Raw genomic sequence first — 20,244 nt, 5'->3', positions numbered from 1 at the left:
ACGCTCGACCGGCGGCAACGTGTCGTCAAAACTTGGCTGAAATCCCCTACCTCATCCACAAACGCCTCCAGCTTCGGAATATCGGCTGGCTCGGTGAAATGCGATCAGCCCGGCTTTCATCGCCGTTGCCATTTGACGATGGCCTCGTCCTGAAGAAAGCCCTCGCGTTCCGCGCCTTCGATAGCCGCACGATAAAGCTGTAACGCGCGTCGGACCTCGCCGTCGCGGCGGGCGGTTCGGCATCGATTACTGCCAGCTTGTGGCCGAAGCGCTGCGGACAGTGCATGGCCCGGATCGCGCGTTGCTGCTGCATCGCCGTGACGGGCGGACGCGCTTCGCCGCTGTTTGCGTCGTGCGACGCGGTCAGCGACAGAATCGTATAGAACATGTGTTCCGCCGACGTAATCATCCCTGTAGTCGTGTCGTTGCCGTTTGCCTCGACGAGCAAGTCCACTTCGTTGAAGTCGGCGTCATTGAAACTCGTAACCCGTCCGTTTATCCGGTCAGGTTGCGCACCCGTGCTCGTAACGGCAGGATGATCGACGTCGCAATCTGGTTCTTCTGCGTCATGACGAAGTCCAGACCGATCTCAGCGTGTTCGAGCACCTCGCTCAGCGTCACCTTTAAAGTACGGCGGCCGCCGACATTAGCGCATTCAAGCGCTTTCTCAGACGCTGGACTGCAGCAAGATCGAGACCCGAAGACGCGGGCTTTTGAGCATCAGGCGCAATCAGGCGTTGCGCGGCCGCCGTGGTAACGTCTGGACGCGATCGCTCCCTCGCCCCGTCACGCCCGCTAAAAACTTTCCGAAAAGTCACGTCAGACCCCGCGCAAACCGCCATGAACCGTGCCGTCACTCTTCCTTCGCTCAACGCGATCCGGGCATTCGAAGCGACGGGCCGCACGCTGAGCGTGTCCAAAGCGGCAAGCGAGCTTGCGGTCACGCCGGCAGCGGTAAGCCGCCAGGTCAAGGCCCTCGAAGGCTTCCTCGGACTGCAACTCTTCGAGCGCGTCAGGGGACGGCTCGAACTGACGTCGGCGGGCGCGCGCTATCTCGCCGAACTGATGCCGCTGTTCGCCGGCCTGCGCCAGGCCACCGACAGCATTCGCACGGCAGGCCGACGCTCCCATGTCCTCAAGATCCGCTCGCCCGCCACCTTCGCCGTGCGCTGGCTGATTCCGCGGCTCGCGAGCTTTCATCGGCAGTTCCCCGAAATCGACGTGCAGCTCACCACGTCATCGGCGCCGCTGGATTTCAGGCGCGAGGACATCGACGGCGGGATCCAGCTTGGCGATGGCCGCTGGCCCGGCCTCTCGGTGCAGCGGCTGATTCCCAACGAACTCGTGCCGGTCGCGGCGCCATCGCGCAAGATCCGCGCGCGCAGCAAGCTGACCGGCGAGACGCTCCTGCATTCGCTCGCGCGCGCCGACGACTGGGCCATCTGGATGGAAGCGGCCGGCTTCGCACGCGATCCGCGCCGCCGCGAGATGCGTTACGAGACGTCGTTGCTGGCGTATCAGGCGGCCATCGAAGGACATGGCGTCGCCGTCGCGCAGAAGGCGCTCGTGCGCGCCGAACTCGACAGCGGGCAACTGGTCGCGCCGTTCCGTTTCGAGCTGGACCGGGGCGCTTATACCTACTACTTCGCCTGGCCGGCCCGGCACGCCTCCGAGGCGCTCACGACCTTCCGTGACTGGCTGGTGTCGCTGGTGAAGACGGACGCCACCCTTTAAACACCCTTTAACAAAAAGTCAAAGCCCCGTTTCCAAAAAGTCGATTGTTCCGCCGGTCGCGCAACTCTAATCTGCGGCCATGGTTCGATGCAGCGTCGAACCCGGAGACAGGACAACGACATGATCCGAGACAGCTTGAAAGGCGTTCGCGTGCTCGATTTTTCGCACGTGCTGGCCGGCCCCGTATGTTCGATGACGCTCGCCGATCTCGGCGCGCATGTGGTGAAGATCGAGCCGCCGGGCGGCGAAATAGGCCGGCAGATCGGCCCGCCGTGGGTGAACGGCGTGAGCCCGGCTTTCATGAGCGTCAATCGCGGCAAGTACAGCGTGGCGATCGATCTCAAGACCGACGCTGGACGCCGCACCGTCACCGAGATGGCGCGTCAGGCGGACGTGGTGGTCGAGAACTTTCGTCCCGGCGTGATGGCGTCGATGGGACTCGGCTACGAGACGCTTCGCTCGCTCAATGCGCAACTGGTCTACTGCTCGATCTCGGCGTTCGGGCAGCGTGGCGAGAGCACGCGCCGGCCGGGTGTCGACGGCGTGATCCAGGCCGTGAGCGGACTCATGAGCACGCTCGGCACGGCGCAGGGCGATCCGCTGAAGGTGCCGGTGCCCGTCGCCGACATGATGGGCGGCTATCTCGCCGCCATCGCCGTGCTGGGCGCGCTGCATGCGGCGCGCACGCAGCGCAAGGGCCAGCACCTCGACGTGAGCCTCTATAACGCGACGCTGATGTTGCAGCAGATCGGCTTCGCCGCGTTCTTCGCTTCGGGTTCGGAACCGGAGAAGGTCGGCAGCGCGGCGCCTTATGCCTGCCCGAACGAAGCCTTCCCCACACGCGATGGCTGGATGATGGTCGTCGCCTATCACGCGGCACGCTGGAGCGCGCTGTGCGAGCTGCTCGACGCGCCGGAACTCGAAGCCGATACGCGCTTCGCCGGCAACGACGCGCGCGTGCGGCATCGCGCCGAACTCCATGAGATTCTCGCGGCGCGCTTCGAGAAGCGGACCACGGCCGAGTGGATCGGGCTGCTCTCGGCGAGGGACATTCTCTGCGCGCCCGTCACGACGTATCGCGAGGTGATGGAGACGGTGGAGTATCGGCAGAGCGGCATTGCGCGCACTGTCGAGCATCCGGTAGCGGGTTCCATCAGGACCCATGGTTTTGCGCTCGGGCCGTCGGATCCTCCCGCAGGCGATGAAACGCCCGCGCCGATGACCGGCCAGCACACGCTCGACATGCTCGGCCTGTACGGGTTCGATGAAGACGCCATCGCCGCCTTGCTCAATGCCGGCGTGATCCGTGCCGCCGCGGCACATGCCGGAACGGTTTAGGAGATCCCGCATGGAACAACCCATCGTACACAGGGAAATGCATGGTCGCGTCGCGCTCGTGCGGCTTGCTTCCGACAACCCGTTGAACCCGCTGACCGATGCGCTGATCGACGCGCTCGTCGGCGAAATGCAGCGCATCGAGGCGGACCCCGCCGTGCATGCGACCGTGCTGACCGGATCGGAGAAGGCGTTTGCGGCGGGCGCGGATATCGTCGCGATGGCGCCGCTCGATTACGCGACGGCGTTCTCGGAAGACCTCATCTGCCGCAACTGGGACCGCCTGCGCAGGCTGCGCAAGCCGCTCATTGCGGCGGTCAGGGGCTATGCGCTCGGCGGCGGCTGCGAGCTGGCGATGATGTGCGACATCGCCATCGCCGCCAGCGATGCGCTGTTCGGCCAGCCGGAAATCAGGCTCGGGATCGTGCCGGGCGCGGGTGGCACGCAGCGTCTGCCACGCGCTGCCGGCAAGTCGACCGCGATGCTCGCGTGCCTCACAGGCGAAGCGCTTTCGGCCTCCGACGCGCTGGCGTGCGGCCTGATATCGAGCGTGGTCGAACCGGACGCGCTGATCCAGGAAGCGTTGCGGATCGGACAGCAGATCGCGCGGCATTCGCTGCCGGTGATCGTGGCTGTCAAGGAGGCGGTGGACCGGTCCTTCGAGTCGTCGCTGGCCGAAGGGCTGTTGTTCGAGCGGCGCCTGCTTCATGCGGGCTTTTCGCTGGCGGACCAGAAAGAAGGCATGGCCGCGTTTCTCGAGCGGCGCACCGCCAACTTCGTCAATCGATGAAACAAAGAGGAGACGACCCATGAATGACAACGAAGCCAATGCAAGCGCGAAGCCGCTGGTGCGCCATGCAGTGGAAGCGGGCGTGATGACCATCACGCTCGACGAACCTTCGAACGGCAACGCGCTCACGCTCGCCATGACCACGGCGCTTTCTGACGTGCTCGAAAGCGTCAACGGCAGGGACGACGTGCAGTGCGTCGTGCTGCGTTCATCGTCGAAGCACTTCTGCACGGGCGGCAACGTGAAGGACATGCAGAGCGGCAAGGATCTGATGGACGGTGGCATCGAGGCGGTGCGCGAGCGTCTGCGCTACGGTCTGCACCGGATCACGCGGGCGCTGAGCTCGATGGACGTGCCGTCGCTCTGCGCCGTGAATGGCGCGGCAGTGGGGGCGGGCTGCGACCTCGCGCTGATGTGCGACATCCGGCTGGCCGGCGAGCGGGCCGTGTTCGCGGAAAGCTTTCTGCGCCTCGGTCTCGTGTCGGGGATCGGCGGCGCGTGGTTCCTGTCGCGCATCGTCGGACCCGCGAAGGCGCTCGAATTGACGCTCACCAGCGAGTTCATCGATGCCGGAACGGCGCAGCAGCTGGGTATCGTCGCCCACGTTCATCCGGATGCCGCGCTCGACGACGAAACGCGTGCGCTTGCCAGGCGCATCGCCGCGAATCCGCCGCGTGCGTTGCGCATGGCCAAGAAGCTCGTGCAGGAGTCGGCGCACGGCACGCTGTCCGCGTCGCTCGAACTGGCGGCGAACATGCAGGCCATCCTCCTGTGCGGCAGCGAGCACAAGCAGGCAGTGTCCGGCTTTCTGGAGCAACAGGCACGACAGAAGGCGTCCCGGCTCTGAAGCGGACGCACACAATCAACGATGGAGACAGGCATGACATCCCGACCTCACGCGCATCATCGTGGCCCCGGCATGTTGCGGATCATCGCGACATCGAGTCTCGGCACGATGCTCGAGTACTACGACTTCTTCGTCTATGTCGCGCTCACGGCGACCCTGACGCAGCTCTTCCTGCCTTCCACCGACAGCACCGTCGCCGCGCTCGCCGGTGTCGCGACGTTCGGCATCGCCTATGTCGCGCGGCCGCTTGGCACGGTCATCTTCAGTCCCATGTCGGACCGCATCGGCCGGAAGAAGACCTTCGTCATCACGCTGGCGATCATGGGGATTGCGACGGTGGGTATCGGTTGCCTGCCGACATACGCCGTGGCGGGCGTCGCCGCGCCGATCGCGTTGCTCACGCTGCGCATCGTGCAGGGCGTCGCGCTCGGCGGCGAGTACGGGTCGGCCGTCGTCTATGTCATGGAGCATGCGCCGGAAGGCAGCAAGGGCACGGCAACCAGCGTGCTGCAAAGCACGGCGAGCATCGGCCTGCTGCTTGCACTGGTCATCGTGGGTGCGTTGCGGCTGTCGCTCGATGCGGCAAGCTTCGTTTCATGGGGATGGCGCGTGCCGTTCGTGATCTCCGCGCCGATCGTGGCCGTCGCGACGTGGATCCGGCTCGGCATGACCGAGACGCCGGTCTTCGCCGAAATGAAGGAAGCGGGGCGTCTTTCGAAGCGGCCATTGCAGGAGACGCTGTCGAGCCGCACGTCGTGGAAGGCCATTCTCGTCGCCATGTTCGGCGCGCAGGGCGGTACGTCGGTCTCGCTCTACACGTCGATCGTCTACATGCTGTATTTCCTGCAGAACGTACTCAAGGTCGAGCCGATGCAGGCCAACCTGTGTCTCGGCTTCGGCATACTGATCGCGGCGCCGCTGTATCCCGTCTTCGGCAAGCTGTCGGATGCGATCGGGCGGGCGCGCGTGATGTTGATCGGCATCGTGCTGTGGATCGCGGCGGCTTATCCGGCGTTTGCGGGCATCCGGTCGAGCGTGGCTTCGATGCAGTGGGTGTCGGTCTCGCTGCTGATCGCGGTGCTCGCCATTCTCACCGCGATGATCATGGCGCCGCTGCCCGCGTTCATCGCCGAGTGCTTCCCGCCGCAAAGCCGCACGACCGGATTCGGCCTCGCGCAGCAACTCGGCAATGTGGTGTTCGGCGGATTTCTGCCGCTCATCAGTCTTTCGCTCGTCAAGCTCACGGGTAATTCGCTTGCGGGCGTCGGGTATTCGATTGCTTCGCTGCTGCCGTGTCTCGCGGTGACGTGGATCTGGGGGTTGAAGCAGGATGCACGCGCGAGAAGCGCGAGAAGCGCGAGGGCGGGTGGGGTGTCGGCGCGTAGGGCGGGGGAGCCGGTGTCGATGCGTTGAGTGGTTTGCGCAATGACCCCGTCGCACCGCCGCCATACCAGCAGATGCCGCCGCGAAACCATCGTCTGATGGTGCTGGCTGTTGCTTCGCCTTTAATGGAGGCGTCGGCCGCGTCGACACGACGCGTTTGCCTTCGTAACGCTTCCTTTGAAGGATCGGACATGAAGACCGTCATCGTTCTTACGTCACACAATATTCTTGGCAACACGGGCAAGCCAACGGGCTTCTGGCTCGAAGAATTCACCGCGCCGTATTACACGTTCAAGGATGCGGGTGTGGAGGTCACCGTTGCATCGCCGAAGGGCGGCCACCCGCCGATCGACCCGAGAAGCGACGATCCCGACAATCAGACGGACACGATGCAGCGCTTCAAGAAGGATCCCGATACGCAGAAGGTTCTCGCCAACTCCGTCAAGCTCTCCGATGTGCGGGCAGAAGATCACGACACGATCTTCTACGCGGGCGGCCACGGGCCGATGTGGGATCTCACGGAGGATCCCGTTTCGATTGCGTTGATCGAAAGTTTCTACAACGCCGGCAAGCCGGTTGCCGCCGTCTGTCACGGGCCGTGCGTATTCCGTCACACGACCTTTCAGGGGCAGCCGCTCGTGAAGGACAAGCGCGTTACCTGCTTCACCAACGACGAAGAAGAAGCGGTTGGCTTGACGAAGGTCATGCCGTTCCTGGTCGAAGATGAATTGAAGCGTCTGGGCGGACGCTTCGAAAAGGTCAGGAACTGGGACGTCCTCACCGTGACCGACGGGCGGCTGATCACGGGGCAAAACCCTGCATCGTCCGGACCGACCGCGAGGGAATTGCTGAAGCTGCTCAACGCCTGAGCGAAGCTTCCGGAAGGCATTCACTGTGGTCACGCGCGTTCATGACATGATGACGCTGCCGGGACGAAGTGTGCTCGGCCGACAGCGTCGCAATGGCCCATCAGGCCACGCCGCATTGATGTGGATTCAAAGAAGGGTATATCCTTGTGCAAGTCCCACGGCCCCTTCCAAACGACCTCCGATCGACATGGCTACCGATCCGTTGTCCAGCACCCGTCAGGGCATTCTGGACATCCTGCTCCAGCGCAAGAGCGGTTTGACGGTCGATGAAATCATCGAGGCTATCGGCTTGAGCAGGACAGCGGTCAATCAGCATCTGATTGCGCTGGAACGCCGCAACTTCATCGAGAAGGGCGCTCCCAGAAAAACCGGCGGACGGCCGGTTCAGGTCTATGTCCTCACTCAAGAGGGCACCAATCAGTTTCCCAAACAATATTCGTGGTTCTCCGCGTTGCTCGTGTCGACGCTGCGCGATGAGCTCGGCCCCGAGCGCCTCGACCACTATATGTTCGATCTGGGCGTCAGGACGTCGGCGGGCATGATTCCGCGTCTGGTCGGGAAGACGCGTTCCGAGCGCGTCACCGAAACTGTGAAGATCATGAACGAGGCAGGCTTCCGGGCCATGGAGATTGGTCCGGACCGTGTGTCCACGCTATCGCGCGTGGAGTGCACCAACTGCGTCTACCATGATCTGACGAAAGACTATCCCGAGGTGTGTCGTTTCGATATCGGCTTTCTCACCGGGCTGATGGGCACCGAGGTTGAACATCAGGCCTGCATGCAGCGCGGCGGCGAAGCCTGCCGCTTTCGCTTCAAGCCATTTCCCTGAGCTTGCAGAGCGATTGATCAGTCGCAATCCCGCTTGCACGACGAAGTTGTAACAGTCGGGGCTTTCAACACTTTTGACTATTGCGCCTGCCAAAAGCTGTGCCTATCTTGATCCCACAGGCCGCGTGTGACTCGCCCAGTGACACGCGTGATCTGCATCTATCAAGAGGCTCAAGATGGCCATTGACTTCACCATGTCGTGCGAGCAAAAGGCGGTGCAATCGAGAGCACGGGCGTTCGCCGAGAACGTCCTTGCCCCCTTGCTCTGCAAAGCCGAACAGGAATCCGATCTGACCACGGCATTCGGGAAGAAGAAGCCGGCGTATATCGAAGCCTATCGGCAAGGCATTGCCACCGCGATGCTGCCCGCCGCCTATGGAGGCGGCGGCTATTCCTGTCTCGACTTCACCATCGCGACGGAAGAAATCGCCGCCATCGATCCTGGTTTCGCGTGCACCGTGCTCTGCAATGGCCTTGGCCTGATGCCGGTCATCTGGTACGGGACGGAGGACCAGAAGCGACGCTTCGTCGGTGCGGCCACGTCGGATCCGAGCGAGCAGTATCTCGGCGCCTGGACGGCAGCCGAGCCGCATCGGTCGGCGCTCGCGGTGAATGACATCGACGATCCGCGTTCGCTCTCCGATATCACCCTCACCGCAACGCTGCGCGGCGACCATTACGTACTCAACGGACGCAAGAAGTGGTCGTCGGCTGCCGGGTGGGACGGACTCGGCGCCAATGCCCAGACCGTCATCGTCCGCACCGACACTCAAACTGTGGGCGCAAGAGGGCTTTCCGCGATCGTCGTGGAACGCGGCACATCGGGCATTGCGTGTCATGCGTCGCCGCGAGACGAGTATCGAATGGGAACGAGCGCGACCATCGAGTTTCACGATGCCGAAGTCGCCGTCGAGAATCTGCTTCCGGGTAGCCAGAGCAATGGAGATCGGGTCATCGACCGGAACTTTGCATGGTTCGGACCGATGGCGGCCATTGCAGCGGCCGGCGTGGCGCGCGCGGCTTATGAGGTGTCCCTGCGCTTCGCGAAACGCCATGCAGGCAGCTCGCTTGCGCCCATCAGCCGGTTCGATAACGTGGGCAATGTTCTGGGCGAGGTCGCGGCCAGGATCGAATCGGCTCGCTACTTCGCGTGGCGCGCCGCCGACTATCTGGACAAGCATGATCAGCATGGTGAGATCTTCGGCGCAATGTGCAAGATCAACGTCACGGAGATGATGTTCGATTGCGTGTTCAAGTGCATGCAACTCGTGGGCACGCGCGTGGGCGACGATGAATTCAGTTTCAGCAGACATTTGCACGATGCGGCGCTGCTGCCCATCCATGACAGCGGCAACATGGCTGCGCAACGGCGCCGTGTGCGAGGCATCATGGCGCACGAACGCTTCAACCCGCGCGCCGCCCTCGACGATGAGGCCGTCTATTCCCTGTCCCTTGCCGAAGGCGTCGGATGAAGCGCGCGGCCTGCCATGTCATCGAAATTAACGGAGCGAGCGAACGCTCGCCATGCCTGGAACGATGCAGACGTCAGGGGCTCATCTCATGCCAATCGACTTCACACTGACGGGCGCGCAACGCAAGTTGCAGAAAAACGCCCGCGAATTCGCCATCGAGATTCTTCAGCCGGTGGTCAGGCGGGCGGACGAGGAGCCTGACACGCAAAAGGCGTTCGCCATCACGAAGAGCGCTTACCTCGAGTGCTACAAGCTCGGCTTTGCAATGGGCTTCCTGCCGCGGGAATACGGCGGCGGCGGCATCAGCAATCTGGACTTGCAGATCGTCGCGGAGGAAATCACGGCCGTGGACCCGGGCTTCGCCACCGTGCTGCTGGTGAATGGGCTTGCGCTCATGCCGCTCGTCTGGTTCGGGTCGGATGTACAGAAGCAGAAGTGGCTGACACGGGCAACCAGCGATCCGCGTGGGGAATACATCGCGGGATGGACGGTCAGTGAGGCGGTCAGTGAAACCGGCGGCACGGCGAACTTCGATCACCCGGCCGCGAGTCCGGCAGGCATCGGCCTGATCGCAAAGCATGACAAGGGGCGCGGCGAGTATGTGCTGAACGGCACCAAGTACTGGCCGTGCAATGCGGGCGGCTGGGATCTGAAGGGCGCGGATGTGAACGTCTGCATCGTACGCACCGACGCTTCGAAAGGCGGCCGCGAGGGACTCAGCGCGATCATCGTCCCGCGCGGAACAGCGGGCGTCAGTTATGCCCCGCCCATCTCCAAGCTGGGGCATCGCCTGTGCCAGAACAATGCGATGACGTTCTCGGACTGCCGCGTGTCCGAAGAGAACGTGTTCGCCGCGGGAGACGGCGACCTCGTCATCAGCAAGGCATTCACGTGGTCGGGACCGGTGGCGGCGATTGCGGCGGTGGGTGTGGCGCGATCGGCATACGAGTTCGCGTTGAACTGGTCGAAGACGCGCAGCGCGGGCGGCGGCGTACCGATGATTCATCATCAGGCAGTCGGCTACATGCTCGCGGAGATTGCGATGAAGATCGAGGCGTGCCGTGCGTTCTCGTGGAAAGCGGCGCATTACCTCGACCAGTTCGATTCGGACGGCCATGCCGTCGCTGCGATGGCGAAGGTGTTCTGCGGCGAAGCGCTGTTCGGCGCGGTGTTCCGGGCGCTTCAGGTGATGGGTGTCAATGCGCTCGACCGGCAGCATCCAATGGAAAAGTTCCTGCGCGAGGCCGCCGTGTTCCCGCTGTACGATGCGGGCAACATAGGCATGCAGATGCGGAAGATCTGGGGTGTCATGCTGGACGAACATTTCGATCCGCGAGCGATTGCCGATACCCGCCGGATGAGCTTTCGAAAGACGATGGAAAGCGCCGGCGCCGTGCTGCCGCAACGCGAACCGGCGTCTCAGTGAACGGGCGAAATACCATGGGATGCGTCGGGCATATCAACCGACGATGCGGGAATACCAATAGCAGGATGTCAATGCGGGCCGCTCTTCATAGACTGTTAAACAGGTCGATGCGGAGAGCCGGACATGGACGACATCATCAGCAGGCAACGCCGCCGGACGCTTCGTGCGGCTGTCGCCATGGTGGGCGCGGCGGCATGTGGCATGGCGTCAAGGACAAGCGCACAGCCGGCGCAAACAAGGGCATCCGGAACGTTTGAATCGATGCGCCAGATCGATGCAGGCGTGCTGAACGTCGGCTATGCGGAGGTCGGTCCGCGTGAGGGGCCTGCGGTGATCCTGATCCACGGCTGGCCCTACGATATTCACAGCTATGTCGAGGTCGCGCCGCTGCTCGCCTCGGAGGGCTATCGCGTCATCGTGCCTTATCTGCGAGGCTATGGCTCCACGCGCTTCCGCTCGTCCGACACGCCGCGCAACGGCCAGCAAGTCGTCACGGCACTCGATCTCGTCGCGCTGATGGACGCGCTCGGCATCGGCCAGTCCGTGCTCGGAGGCTACGACTGGGGCGCGCGCACCGCGGACATCGTCGCCGCGCTCTGGCCCGAGCGCGTCAAGGCGCTGGTTTCGGTCAGCGGATATCTGATCGGCAGTCAGGACGCGAACCGCAAGCCTCTGCCGCCATCGGCCGAACTTCAATGGTGGTATCAGTACTATTTCGCGACCGAGCGCGGCGCGCTGGGCTATGCGGCGAACCTCGATGCCTTCAACCGCCTGATCTGGCAACTCGCCTCGCCGCGATGGTCGTTCGACGACGCGACTTATCGGCGCTCGGCCGCCGCGTTCCACAATCCCGATCACGTCGCCATCGTGATTCACAACTATCGATGGCGTCTCGGCCTCGCGCAAGGCGAGCCGCGATACGACGCGCTCGAACAGCGGCTGGCCGCCGCGCCCGCCATTGCGGTGCCCACCGTGACGCTGGAAGGCGACGCCAACGGCGCGCCGCATCCGGAACCGGCGGCTTACGCACGGAAGTTCAGCGGCAAGTACCTTCACCACACGATAGAGGGCGGCGTCGGCCATAACCTGCCGCAGGAGGCGCCCCGTGCGTTTGCGGACGCGATTCTTCAGGCCGCCAGTCTGTGACGGCCGTTCATCAACATGGCTGCGCGCTCAAGGAGCCTGGTTATGTCGGACCTGATGAAGACGGTGGATGCGTGGGAACGGACCATCGTGATGATGAGATCGTGCATGAACCCGGCTGGCCTCGCGGCGTCGCGCCACGCGGCGGGCGGTCTGCCGGACCAGAGCGCCGATCCCTGCGGCGCCGGCCTCGTGGTGAGCGTGATAGAACGCCCCACGCCGACGACCGCCACGATCTACTGGCGCGACCCGACCCGCTGCAGCTATGGCGACCAGTCATGGAGAATCCGGCGCGCGCGCAAGCGAGGGCGATGTGCGATCAGCGGCGAGTCGATCGCGGCAGGCGATTTCGTCTATGCACCGATCCGCACCACCAGCGTGTGCAACGGGCACGCGATGATCCTTGCGTCGGTGATCGAGCAATACACGCTGGCATGAAACGCGGACTACACCGTGCCGTGATGCGCCGTCAGCGGCGCGGCAACGCGGCCTATCGAATCCGGGGCGACGAACGGCACGACCGTTTGCGAATCGCGCGCAGTCCCGATGCCGAGCACTTCTGCTTTCCTGACCAGATCGGGCAGATTGCGCGAAGCCATCTTCCTCATGACCTGCCCGCGATAGATCTTTACGGTGACTTCGCTCAGGTTCATGTCGTAGGCGATCTGCTTGTTCAGCATCCCGGCGACAACACGCTGCATGACGTCCTTCTCGCGCAGGGTGAGTGACTCGAACGACGAGAATACGACGGCGAGCGCCGCGTCGGCCGCGCGGCGCGCTGCGTCGCGCTTCAATGCGTCAGCGATGGCGTCGAGCATGTCCTGGTCACGGAAAGGCTTTTCGAAGAAGTCGAGCGCGCCGGCCTTCATCGCCTTGACGGTCATCTCGATGTCGCCGTAGGCGGTCATGAAGAGTATCGGCATGTGCACGCCATGGCGTGCGAGATCGGTCTGGAACGCAAGGCCGCTCGCGCCGCGCAGGCGCACGTCGAGGACAAGACAGCTCGGCACGGCGTACTTGGGAAACGCGAGAAATTCGGCGGGTGAATCGAAGGTCTGGACCCGCAGCCTGACCGAACGAATCAGGCTCTGCAATGTGAAGCGGATCGACTCGTCGTCATCGACCACATAGACCACCGGAGTCTGATCGTCCGGCTTGCTGCCGCCGGACGTGGATTGCAGCATGGAGTTCATCTTTCCTCCTGTGCAGGGACCTTGCGCGGATAGACGTTACATAGCGATGCGAAACACTCTAGCAGGATTTACTGAAAAAATTCTGCCGAGTTACGCGCGATGTGGGTTGCCATCCGGCCTCCGGCGCCACGACGCGGGGAAAATATGCTGCGACGTCCACACCGGCGCGCGACACCTCGTATAGAGCGCTATACGTTGGTATGAACGCGCCGCCGGGCAGAGGTTTCGGCCACTATAGTTGCTGCATCACACGACCGAAGACAACGGTAATGGAGAGTGACATGACCTCTGATAGCACCCACAAGCAGATCAGGATCGAACCTCGTAGCCCGTCTTGCTGGCGCGTCATCATCGACCAACCGCCTTTCAATATCTTCGGTCCCGATATGCTGCCGCAGCTCAACGCCGTGGTCACCGCGCTCGAAACGGACCCGCAGGTGAAAGTCGTGGTATTCGAGAGCGCGGTGCCGGGCTTCTTCCTCACGCACTACGATTTCGAACCGCCGCTCGAAGCAACGACGAGCATGGCGCCCGGTCCCACGGGCCTGCCGCCGTTGCCCGACATGCTGGTGCGCATTGGCCGCATGCCGGTGATCTCGATTGCGAAGATACGCGGTCGTGCAACCGGTGTCGGCAGCGAGCTGGCGCTTGCGAGCGACATGCGCTTCGCCAGCCGCGACAAGGCGTTGCTGTCGCAATGGGAAATCGGCGCCGCGCTGGTGCCCGGCGGCGGACCCATGACGCGGCTGTCGCGCTTGATCGGCCGGGGCCGCGCGCTCGAAGTGCTGACGAGCGGAAACGACTTCGACGGCGCCCTCGCGGAACGCTACGGCTACGTCAACCGCGCGTTGCCCGACGACGAACTCGACGATTTCGTCGAGGCGCTCGCCACGCGCATCGCGTCCTTCGACAAGCAATCGCTCGCGGTCATCAAGCGGCATGTCAATGCGGAGACGTTGCCGCCCGATACGTCGGTCGCACCCGAGTGGGACGCCTTCATCGCCGCCGTGCAGCGGCCGGCCGCGCGCGAAAAGATCGCTCGGTTGATGGAGATGGGCTTGCAGAAGGATCCGGATGTGGAGGCGAGACTCGCGCACTACACGGGATCGCTGTGGCGCTAGTGCTGCGGCCGGACAGCGGCGCAAGCTGCGGAAGGTAAGGCGGGCTCCTCGCGTGATAGGCTGCTCTTCGCCTCGGAAGCGGTACGGGTGGTGGGATGCGTACCGGTTTCGTCGGAAGAGAGCGGCGAAAGGGAGCATCACATGGACCTCACCGGCTTTGCGCTCGAACCGCTGCACAACGACGGCGACCTGCTCACGGTCCGCGCGCATCGCCCGGACTCGCCGGTCACGCTGCTCGTGCGCGTAGCGAATCAGCCTGCGTCGCAGACCATCATGCGGCTGGAACACGAATACGGCCTGGCTTCGTTGCTCGCGCCCGAGTGGTCCGCGCAGCCGCTCGCGCTCGATCTCGGACGCGTGCCGCCCGTGCTGATCCTCGACGACAGCGGCGGTGACCCGCTCGTCCGCGCGCTGGGCAAGCCGCTTGCACTGGCGCGCTGTTTGCGCATCGCCGTGAATCTGGCGCAGGCCATGGTCGAAATGCATGCGCTCGGCATCGTGCACAAGGACATCAAGCCCGCGAACGTGCTGGTCGGCGCGGACGAGCATGTCCGCCTGACCGGCTTCGGGATCGCGTCGCTGCTGCCGCGCGAACAGCCGCCGCCGGCGCCGCCTGAGGTCATCGCGGGAACGCTGGCCTATATGTCTCCCGAGCAGACGGGACGCATGAACCGGCCGGTCGACGCGCGCAGCGACCTGTATTCGTTCGGCGCGCTGCTCTACGAGATGTTGACGGGTGCGCCGCCCTTCGCCACATCCGATGCCATGCAGTGGATTCACTGCCACATCGCGCGCCGGCCCGTGCCAGTGACGGAATGCGTCGAGGGCTTGCCTGCCGTGGTCGCGTGCATCGTCGAGCGGCTGCTGGCCAAGATCGCGGAGGATCGATACCAGACTGCGCTCGGGGTTCTCGCCGACCTGCGAACCTGCCTCGCGGCGTGGGAAGCGAGCGGCGACATACCGTCCTTCACGCTCGGGACGTGCGATGCGTCCGACCACTTGCGCATCCCCGAAAAGCTCTATGGGCGTGCTCCGCAAATCGACACGCTGCTCGCGGCGTTCGATCGCGTGGCAACGCAGGGCGACGCCGAAATCGTGCTGGTGTCGGGACATGCGGGCATCGGCAAGTCGGCGCTGGTCAATGAATTGCAGAAGGCGCTGGCGCCGTCGCGCAGCCTGTTTGCATCGGGCAAGTTCGACCAGTATCAGCGCGATACGCCCTACGTGCCGCTCACGCAGGCGTTCCAGTCGCTCGTGCGTATCCTGCTCAACCAGAGCGATGCGGAACTCCGGCACTGGCGGCACGAGCTGACGGAGGCGCTCGCGCCCAACGCCCAGTTGATGATCGGACTGATTCCGGAGCTGGCGCTGATCATCGGTGAGCATGCGGCGGTGCCGTCACTGCCGCCGCAAGAAGCGCGCAACCGGCTGCATATCGTGTTTCGCCGCCTGCTGGGCGTGTTCGCGCGGCCGGAGCATCCGCTTGCACTGTTCATCGACGATCTGCAATGGCTCGACGCGGCGACGCTCGAACTGATCGAAGACTTGGCGACGCATACTGACGTGACGCACCTGCTGCTGATCGGCGCGTATCGCTTGGAGGGCGTCGAACCAGGGCATCGCTTGGCTCACATGATCGATGCGGTGAGCGACAGCGGCATGAACGTAAGGCGTGTCGATCTCGAAGCCCTCGCGACCGGCAGCACGACGGTACTCCTCGGCGATGCGCTGCGCTGCACCGCGGAGGAGGCGATGCCGCTCGCGCAACTGCTGCACGAAAAGACCGGCGGCAATCCGTTCTTCCTGATCCAGTTCCTGACGATGCTGGCCGACGAGAGATTGCTTGCATTCGATCATCGCGCCGGCCACTGGACGTGGGACCTCGGGCGGATCCGCGCGAAGGGATTCACTGAGAACGTCGCGAGTTTGATGGCCGCCCGGCTCGGCCGCCTGCCGCAGCCGACGCGCGAAGCGTTGAGCCGGCTCGCGGCGCTGGGCAACGTGGCGCGCATCGACGCATTGAAGCGTGTTCATGGCGAACCAGAAGACGCAATCGATGCGAGGCTTTGGGAGGCCATGAAAAGCGGCCTGGTGCGTCGGACCGACGATGCCTATGTGTTCGTGCACGACCGCGTGCAGGAAGCCGCTTATGCGCTGATTCGGGAGGATGAGCGGCCCGCGCTGCATCTGCATATCGGCCGTGCGCTGGCGGAGGGAAGCGCGCCGGACGAAACCGGCGCGCTGCTCTTCGACATCGTCAATCATCTCAATCGCGGGATCGGCTTGATGACCGATGCCGACGAACGCGAACGCACCCTCGTGCTGAATGACGAGGCGGGGCGCCGCGCGATGAGTTCGGCTGCGTTCGCGGCGGCGCGAAACTATCTCGCGCAAGGCGTGGCGCTTTTGTCCGGCGACGCATGGGACCGGCACTACGCCCGCACGTTCGCGCTTTGTCTGGCCTTTGCCGAATGCGAGTATCTCGCCGGCCGCTTTGTGGAGGCCGATGCGCTCTTCGACATGCTGCTCGAACGCGCTGCTTCGAGCCTGGACCGTGCCAAGGTCTTCGGCTTGCGCATGGAGCTGTATCAGGTTGCGGGCCGCTTCGATGAGAGTTTTGACGTCGCCGTGCTCGCCTTGCGCGAATTCGGCGTGCTGCTGCCGCCGCATGAAACCGCCGCCGGCGCCGAAGTGGAACGGGAACTGTATGACATTGCCCATGGCCTCGCGGGCCGCGCCATCGACAGGCTGGTCGATGCGCCGGTCGCAACCGATCCCGCCATCCGGACGATCATCGACCTGCTCGTGGAATCGATGCCTTGTGCGTTCATCGCCCGGCCGGCTTTCTATCCGCTCATCACGCTGAAGGCGGTGAACCTGTCATTGCGCGCCGGCAATACCGACAAGTCGAGCTTCGCCTATGGCAACTACGCGCTGATGCTGGTCTCGCGGATCGGCGATATTGCCTCGGCGGTGCAGTTCTCGGAGATGTCGCTGGCGTTGAACGAGAAGTTTGGCAATCGCCGCTTCAAGGGCAAGCTGCTGCATCTGCACGGCAATCACATCAACTTCTGGCGTCGTCACATCATGACCGACCTGCCGATACTCGAACGCGCGAGCAGCGCGTGTCTCGATGTCGGCGACCTGGCTTTCGCCGGCTATCTGGCCTTCACCACCGTCTGGCAGACGATAGAAAAGGGCACGCCGCTGGCCGAAGTGCTGCGGCTCTCCCGTCGTCACGCGGCGTTTGCACGGCAGAGCCGCAACGACGCCGTGTACGAGACGATTCTCCTGCAACAGCATTTTGTGACGACGCTGCTGGGCGAACCCGCCGACGACACCCCGGCGAACGCCCGCTTCGATCGCGACGCCGCGTGTTCGGTCATCATGCAGGCGAACTTCGGTTGCGGCATTGCGTTCCGGCACATCATGGATCTGATGCTGGCGTATCTGGAAGGGCGCTACGACGACGCACTCGACGCCGCCCGGCACGCACAGGCGAATCTCGATGCCGCAATGGCCCTGCCGATAGAAGCGACGTACCACTTCTTTCATGCGCTGACCTTGACGGCGCTGGATGCGTCGGCGAGCGAGGAACAGCGGATCGTGCGGCGCCGCACGCTGCATGCCATCTGCGCGAAGTTCGCGGACTGGTCGAGCCATTGCCCTGGCAATTTCCGTCATTGTCATGCGCTGATCTCCGCTGAAGCCGCGCGTCTCGAAGGCCGCGCGTCGGATGCCATGCACCACTACGAAGAGGCGGTGCGCTCGGCGCGCGAGCATGGCTTCATCCAGCATCAGGCGCTGGCGCATGAACTGGCCGCACGCTTCTTCGCCGGACGCGGCCTGGAGACCATCGCGGGCACCTATCTGGCGAATGCGCGCGCTTGCTACGAGCGCTGGGGCGCACACAGCAAGGTGCGCCAATTGGCGCGCGACCACGCGCAGGCTTCGCGGGCGCTCACGGATATCGGCGGAACCATCGCCACCACCAGCGAGCAGCTCGATCTGGAAACGGTGGTCAGCGTGTCGCGCGCCATCTTCAGCGGTGTCGATCTGGAGCAGCTGATTCATACGCTGATGAAACTGGCGCTCGAACACGCCGGTGCGAATCGCTGTCTGTTGCTGCTCAGGCGCCGCAAGGAAATGCGTGTCGAAGCCGAGGCCACGGCGAGCGCGGAGCGCATCGACGTGCGGTCGCTCAAGTTGCGCATCGAACAGGTGGACCTGCCGGGGTCGGTCCTGCGCTACGTGATGCGCGCCAGCGACAGTCTGCTGCTCCACGATGCCTCATCCACCCATCCGTACTCATCCGACGAGTACGTGATGCGGCACGATTGCCGCTCCATCCTGTGCCTGCCGCTCATCAAGCAGACGCGCCTGATCGGCGTGCTCTACCTGGAGAACACGCTCGCGTCCAACGTCTTCACGCCCGCGCGCAGCGCCATCCTGCGGCTGCTTGCCTCGCAGGCGGCGATGTCGCTGGAGACCGCGCGCCTCTACGCCGATCTGCAACATGCCGAGGCGCTGCTGGCCGATGCACAGAGACTGAGCGACACCGGCAGCTTCGACTGGCATGTGTCGAGCGGCGAACTGTTCTGGTCGAAACAAAGCTTCCGGATCTTCCAGTACGACACCGCCACGCCGCCGACCCTCGAACTGATGCTGGCGCGGGTGCATCCCGATGACGTGACCTTCGTGCGCCTGATGCTCGACCGGGCGATGCGCGAACGCCAGCCGTTCGATATCGAGCACCGGCTGCTGATGCCGGACGGCGCCGTGCGGCACCTGCAACTCGTGGCGCACGTGCTGGCAGACCTCGATGACGGCATTCGCGTGCTCGGCGTGCTGAAGGACATCACGACGCGCAAGCAGGCCCATGCCGCGTTGCTGCGCAGCGAACATCGCTATCGCAGTCTGTTTCTCGACATGCCCGTGGCGCTCTGGCAGATCGACGCGCAGCCGCTCATCGCATTGCTGTCGGATCTGCGCGCACAGGGCGTGGAAAGCCTGTCCGACTATATCGACGAGCATCCCGGATGGCTGAACCGGGCGATGGAGCTGCTCGTCATCGAGGAAGTCAATCACCACGCTGCGAGCATGTTTGGCGCGCGGGAGGCGCACATGCTGCTCGGTCCGTTGCCATGGGTCTGGCGCGAAAGTCCCGGCACGTTCAGGCGCGCGCTGGAGAGCCGTTACAGCGGGGCATCGGTGTTTCAGGAAACGACCAGAATCCCGACGCTCGACGGACGCATCATCGACGTCCTGCTGACGATCGCCCGTCCCATCGCGGCGGAGGATCTCGGCATTGCGCTGATCAGTCTCGTCGACCTGACGGAGCGCATCCGCGCGCAGGACATGCTTCAGCGGCTTCAGGCCGACTTCGCCCACGCGGCGCGCATTGCCACGCTCGGCGGACTGAGCGCGTCGATTGCGCATGAGCTGAAGCAGCCGCTCGCCGCGATCACGATGAACAGCGCGCTCAGCACCCGCTGGCTCGACCGGAAAGCGCCGGACGTGGACGAGGCGCGGCTCGTCAATCAGCGCATCAGGATAGATGCGCAGCGCGCGGTGGACATCGTCGACCGGATCCGGGCGATGGCGATGCGCCGCGGACTGACGCGCGCCGAAGCGCCGCTGGATGAACTGATCGACGAGGCGCTGCTGTTTCTGCAACACGACGTCGGCTCGCGCGGCGTGACGATCATGCGCAAGTGCGCGCGTCCCGCGCCCGTGGTTCTCGTCGATCGCGTGCAGTTGCAACAGGTCATCGTGAACCTGGTCGTCAACGCGATGCAAGCCGTGGAGGCGGACGGCCAAGGCGCCAGGATCGTCGCGATACGCACCGAACTCGCCGATCCGTCGAGCGTCATGTGCAGCGTGGAAGACAGCGGCCCCGGAATCGATGTCCAGGACATGACGCATATCTTCGAAAGCTTCTTCACGACGCGCGAGAACGGCATGGGCGTGGGGCTCGCCATCTGCCGGTCGATCATCGAGGCGCATGGCGGACGGATCGATGCCGACAACGCATCGGTACACGGCGGCGCGCGCTTCACCTTCAACCTTCCGCTGGCATCGTCCGGCACATCATGAGCCGCTC

The 20,244-nt window shown here is 64.1% G+C and carries 15 protein-coding genes; 13 read left to right on the top strand and 2 right to left on the bottom strand.

The window, feature by feature from the left end; translation table 11 throughout:
* Positions 1-46: 46 nt before the first annotated feature.
* A complete protein-coding gene (locus tag QCE64_RS27365) occupies positions 47-448 on the bottom strand; it encodes a hypothetical protein (RefSeq protein ID WP_310007264.1) in 402 nt (133 codons plus the stop codon).
* Between the two features lie 392 nt (positions 449-840).
* On the opposite strand from QCE64_RS27365, the gene QCE64_RS27360 reads away from it, so the two are divergent.
* From QCE64_RS27360 to QCE64_RS27310, 11 genes are all read left to right on the top strand, one after another.
* Positions 841-1,734 (top strand): LysR substrate-binding domain-containing protein, encoded by an 894-nt coding sequence (locus QCE64_RS27360; RefSeq protein WP_309925134.1) that lies wholly within the window; start codon positions 841-843, stop codon positions 1,732-1,734.
* 120 nt (positions 1,735-1,854) lie between these two features.
* The gene (locus tag QCE64_RS27355) at positions 1,855-3,072 is read left to right on the top strand and encodes a CoA transferase (RefSeq protein ID WP_310007262.1); all 1,218 of its coding nucleotides are present in this window, start codon (positions 1,855-1,857) and stop codon (positions 3,070-3,072) included.
* A 10-nt stretch (positions 3,073-3,082) separates the two neighbouring features.
* Complete coding sequence (locus tag QCE64_RS27350) at positions 3,083-3,859, top strand: enoyl-CoA hydratase-related protein (protein WP_310007260.1); 777 nt, start codon at positions 3,083-3,085, stop codon at positions 3,857-3,859.
* Positions 3,860-3,878: 19 nt separating this feature from the next.
* Positions 3,879-4,706 carry an enoyl-CoA hydratase-related protein gene (locus tag QCE64_RS27345; RefSeq protein WP_310007258.1) on the top strand — a complete coding sequence of 276 codons (828 nt, stop codon included), beginning with the start codon at positions 3,879-3,881 and terminating at the stop codon, positions 4,704-4,706.
* Between the two features lie 33 nt (positions 4,707-4,739).
* Complete coding sequence (locus QCE64_RS27340) at positions 4,740-6,119, top strand: MFS transporter (protein WP_310007256.1); 1,380 nt, start codon at positions 4,740-4,742, stop codon at positions 6,117-6,119.
* A 161-nt stretch (positions 6,120-6,280) separates the two neighbouring features.
* Positions 6,281-6,958: a type 1 glutamine amidotransferase domain-containing protein gene (locus QCE64_RS27335; protein ID WP_309934097.1), complete on the top strand. Its 678-nt coding sequence runs from the start codon at positions 6,281-6,283 to the stop codon at positions 6,956-6,958.
* A gap of 187 nt (positions 6,959-7,145) precedes the next feature.
* Positions 7,146-7,787 (top strand): winged helix-turn-helix transcriptional regulator, encoded by a 642-nt coding sequence (locus QCE64_RS27330; protein ID WP_309925125.1) that lies wholly within the window; start codon positions 7,146-7,148, stop codon positions 7,785-7,787.
* 175 nt (positions 7,788-7,962) lie between these two features.
* The gene (locus QCE64_RS27325) at positions 7,963-9,258 is read left to right on the top strand and encodes an acyl-CoA dehydrogenase family protein (RefSeq protein WP_309925123.1); all 1,296 of its coding nucleotides are present in this window, start codon (positions 7,963-7,965) and stop codon (positions 9,256-9,258) included.
* Positions 9,259-9,346: 88 nt separating this feature from the next.
* A complete protein-coding gene (locus tag QCE64_RS27320) occupies positions 9,347-10,684 on the top strand; it encodes an acyl-CoA dehydrogenase family protein (RefSeq protein ID WP_309925121.1) in 1,338 nt (445 codons plus the stop codon).
* Between the two features lie 123 nt (positions 10,685-10,807).
* Positions 10,808-11,830, top strand: a complete 1,023-nt coding sequence (locus QCE64_RS27315) for an alpha/beta hydrolase (protein WP_310007254.1) — start codon at positions 10,808-10,810, stop codon at positions 11,828-11,830.
* Positions 11,831-11,872: 42 nt separating this feature from the next.
* The gene (locus QCE64_RS27310; RefSeq protein ID WP_309925117.1) at positions 11,873-12,265 is read left to right on the top strand and encodes a DUF3331 domain-containing protein; all 393 of its coding nucleotides are present in this window, start codon (positions 11,873-11,875) and stop codon (positions 12,263-12,265) included.
* 8 nt (positions 12,266-12,273) lie between these two features.
* Here QCE64_RS27310 and QCE64_RS27305 read toward each other — a convergent pair whose 3' ends face one another.
* Complete coding sequence (locus tag QCE64_RS27305) at positions 12,274-13,020, bottom strand: response regulator (RefSeq protein ID WP_310007252.1); 747 nt, start codon at positions 13,018-13,020, stop codon at positions 12,274-12,276.
* Between the two features lie 281 nt (positions 13,021-13,301).
* Between QCE64_RS27305 and QCE64_RS27300 the strand changes: the two genes are divergently transcribed.
* Both QCE64_RS27300 and QCE64_RS27295 read left to right on the top strand, forming a co-directional pair.
* The gene (locus QCE64_RS27300; RefSeq protein WP_309934089.1) at positions 13,302-14,141 is read left to right on the top strand and encodes an enoyl-CoA hydratase/isomerase family protein; all 840 of its coding nucleotides are present in this window, start codon (positions 13,302-13,304) and stop codon (positions 14,139-14,141) included.
* Positions 14,142-14,282: 141 nt separating this feature from the next.
* The gene (locus QCE64_RS27295; protein ID WP_310007250.1) at positions 14,283-20,237 is read left to right on the top strand and encodes an AAA family ATPase; all 5,955 of its coding nucleotides are present in this window, start codon (positions 14,283-14,285) and stop codon (positions 20,235-20,237) included.
* Positions 20,238-20,244 lie beyond the last annotated feature (7 nt).

The organism is Caballeronia sp. LZ043 (assembly GCF_031451075.1).
Lineage (GTDB): Bacteria > Pseudomonadota > Gammaproteobacteria > Burkholderiales > Burkholderiaceae > Caballeronia.
This window is presented reverse-complemented; position numbering and strand designations above follow the sequence as displayed.

Coding starts and splice junctions, on each gene's coding strand:
- QCE64_RS27360 (WP_309925134.1), top strand. CDS start 841: ATGAACCGTGCCGTCACTCTTCCTTCGCTCAACGCGATCCGGGCATTC.
- QCE64_RS27355 (WP_310007262.1), top strand. CDS start 1,855: ATGATCCGAGACAGCTTGAAAGGCGTTCGCGTGCTCGATTTTTCGCAC.
- QCE64_RS27350 (WP_310007260.1), top strand. CDS start 3,083: ATGGAACAACCCATCGTACACAGGGAAATGCATGGTCGCGTCGCGCTC.
- QCE64_RS27345 (WP_310007258.1), top strand. CDS start 3,879: ATGAATGACAACGAAGCCAATGCAAGCGCGAAGCCGCTGGTGCGCCAT.
- QCE64_RS27340 (WP_310007256.1), top strand. CDS start 4,740: ATGACATCCCGACCTCACGCGCATCATCGTGGCCCCGGCATGTTGCGG.
- QCE64_RS27335 (WP_309934097.1), top strand. CDS start 6,281: ATGAAGACCGTCATCGTTCTTACGTCACACAATATTCTTGGCAACACG.
- QCE64_RS27330 (WP_309925125.1), top strand. CDS start 7,146: ATGGCTACCGATCCGTTGTCCAGCACCCGTCAGGGCATTCTGGACATC.
- QCE64_RS27325 (WP_309925123.1), top strand. CDS start 7,963: ATGGCCATTGACTTCACCATGTCGTGCGAGCAAAAGGCGGTGCAATCG.
- QCE64_RS27320 (WP_309925121.1), top strand. CDS start 9,347: ATGCCAATCGACTTCACACTGACGGGCGCGCAACGCAAGTTGCAGAAA.
- QCE64_RS27315 (WP_310007254.1), top strand. CDS start 10,808: ATGGACGACATCATCAGCAGGCAACGCCGCCGGACGCTTCGTGCGGCT.
- QCE64_RS27310 (WP_309925117.1), top strand. CDS start 11,873: ATGTCGGACCTGATGAAGACGGTGGATGCGTGGGAACGGACCATCGTG.
- QCE64_RS27305 (WP_310007252.1), bottom strand. CDS start 13,020: ATGAACTCCATGCTGCAATCCACGTCCGGCGGCAGCAAGCCGGACGAT.
- QCE64_RS27300 (WP_309934089.1), top strand. CDS start 13,302: ATGACCTCTGATAGCACCCACAAGCAGATCAGGATCGAACCTCGTAGC.
- QCE64_RS27295 (WP_310007250.1), top strand. CDS start 14,283: ATGGACCTCACCGGCTTTGCGCTCGAACCGCTGCACAACGACGGCGAC.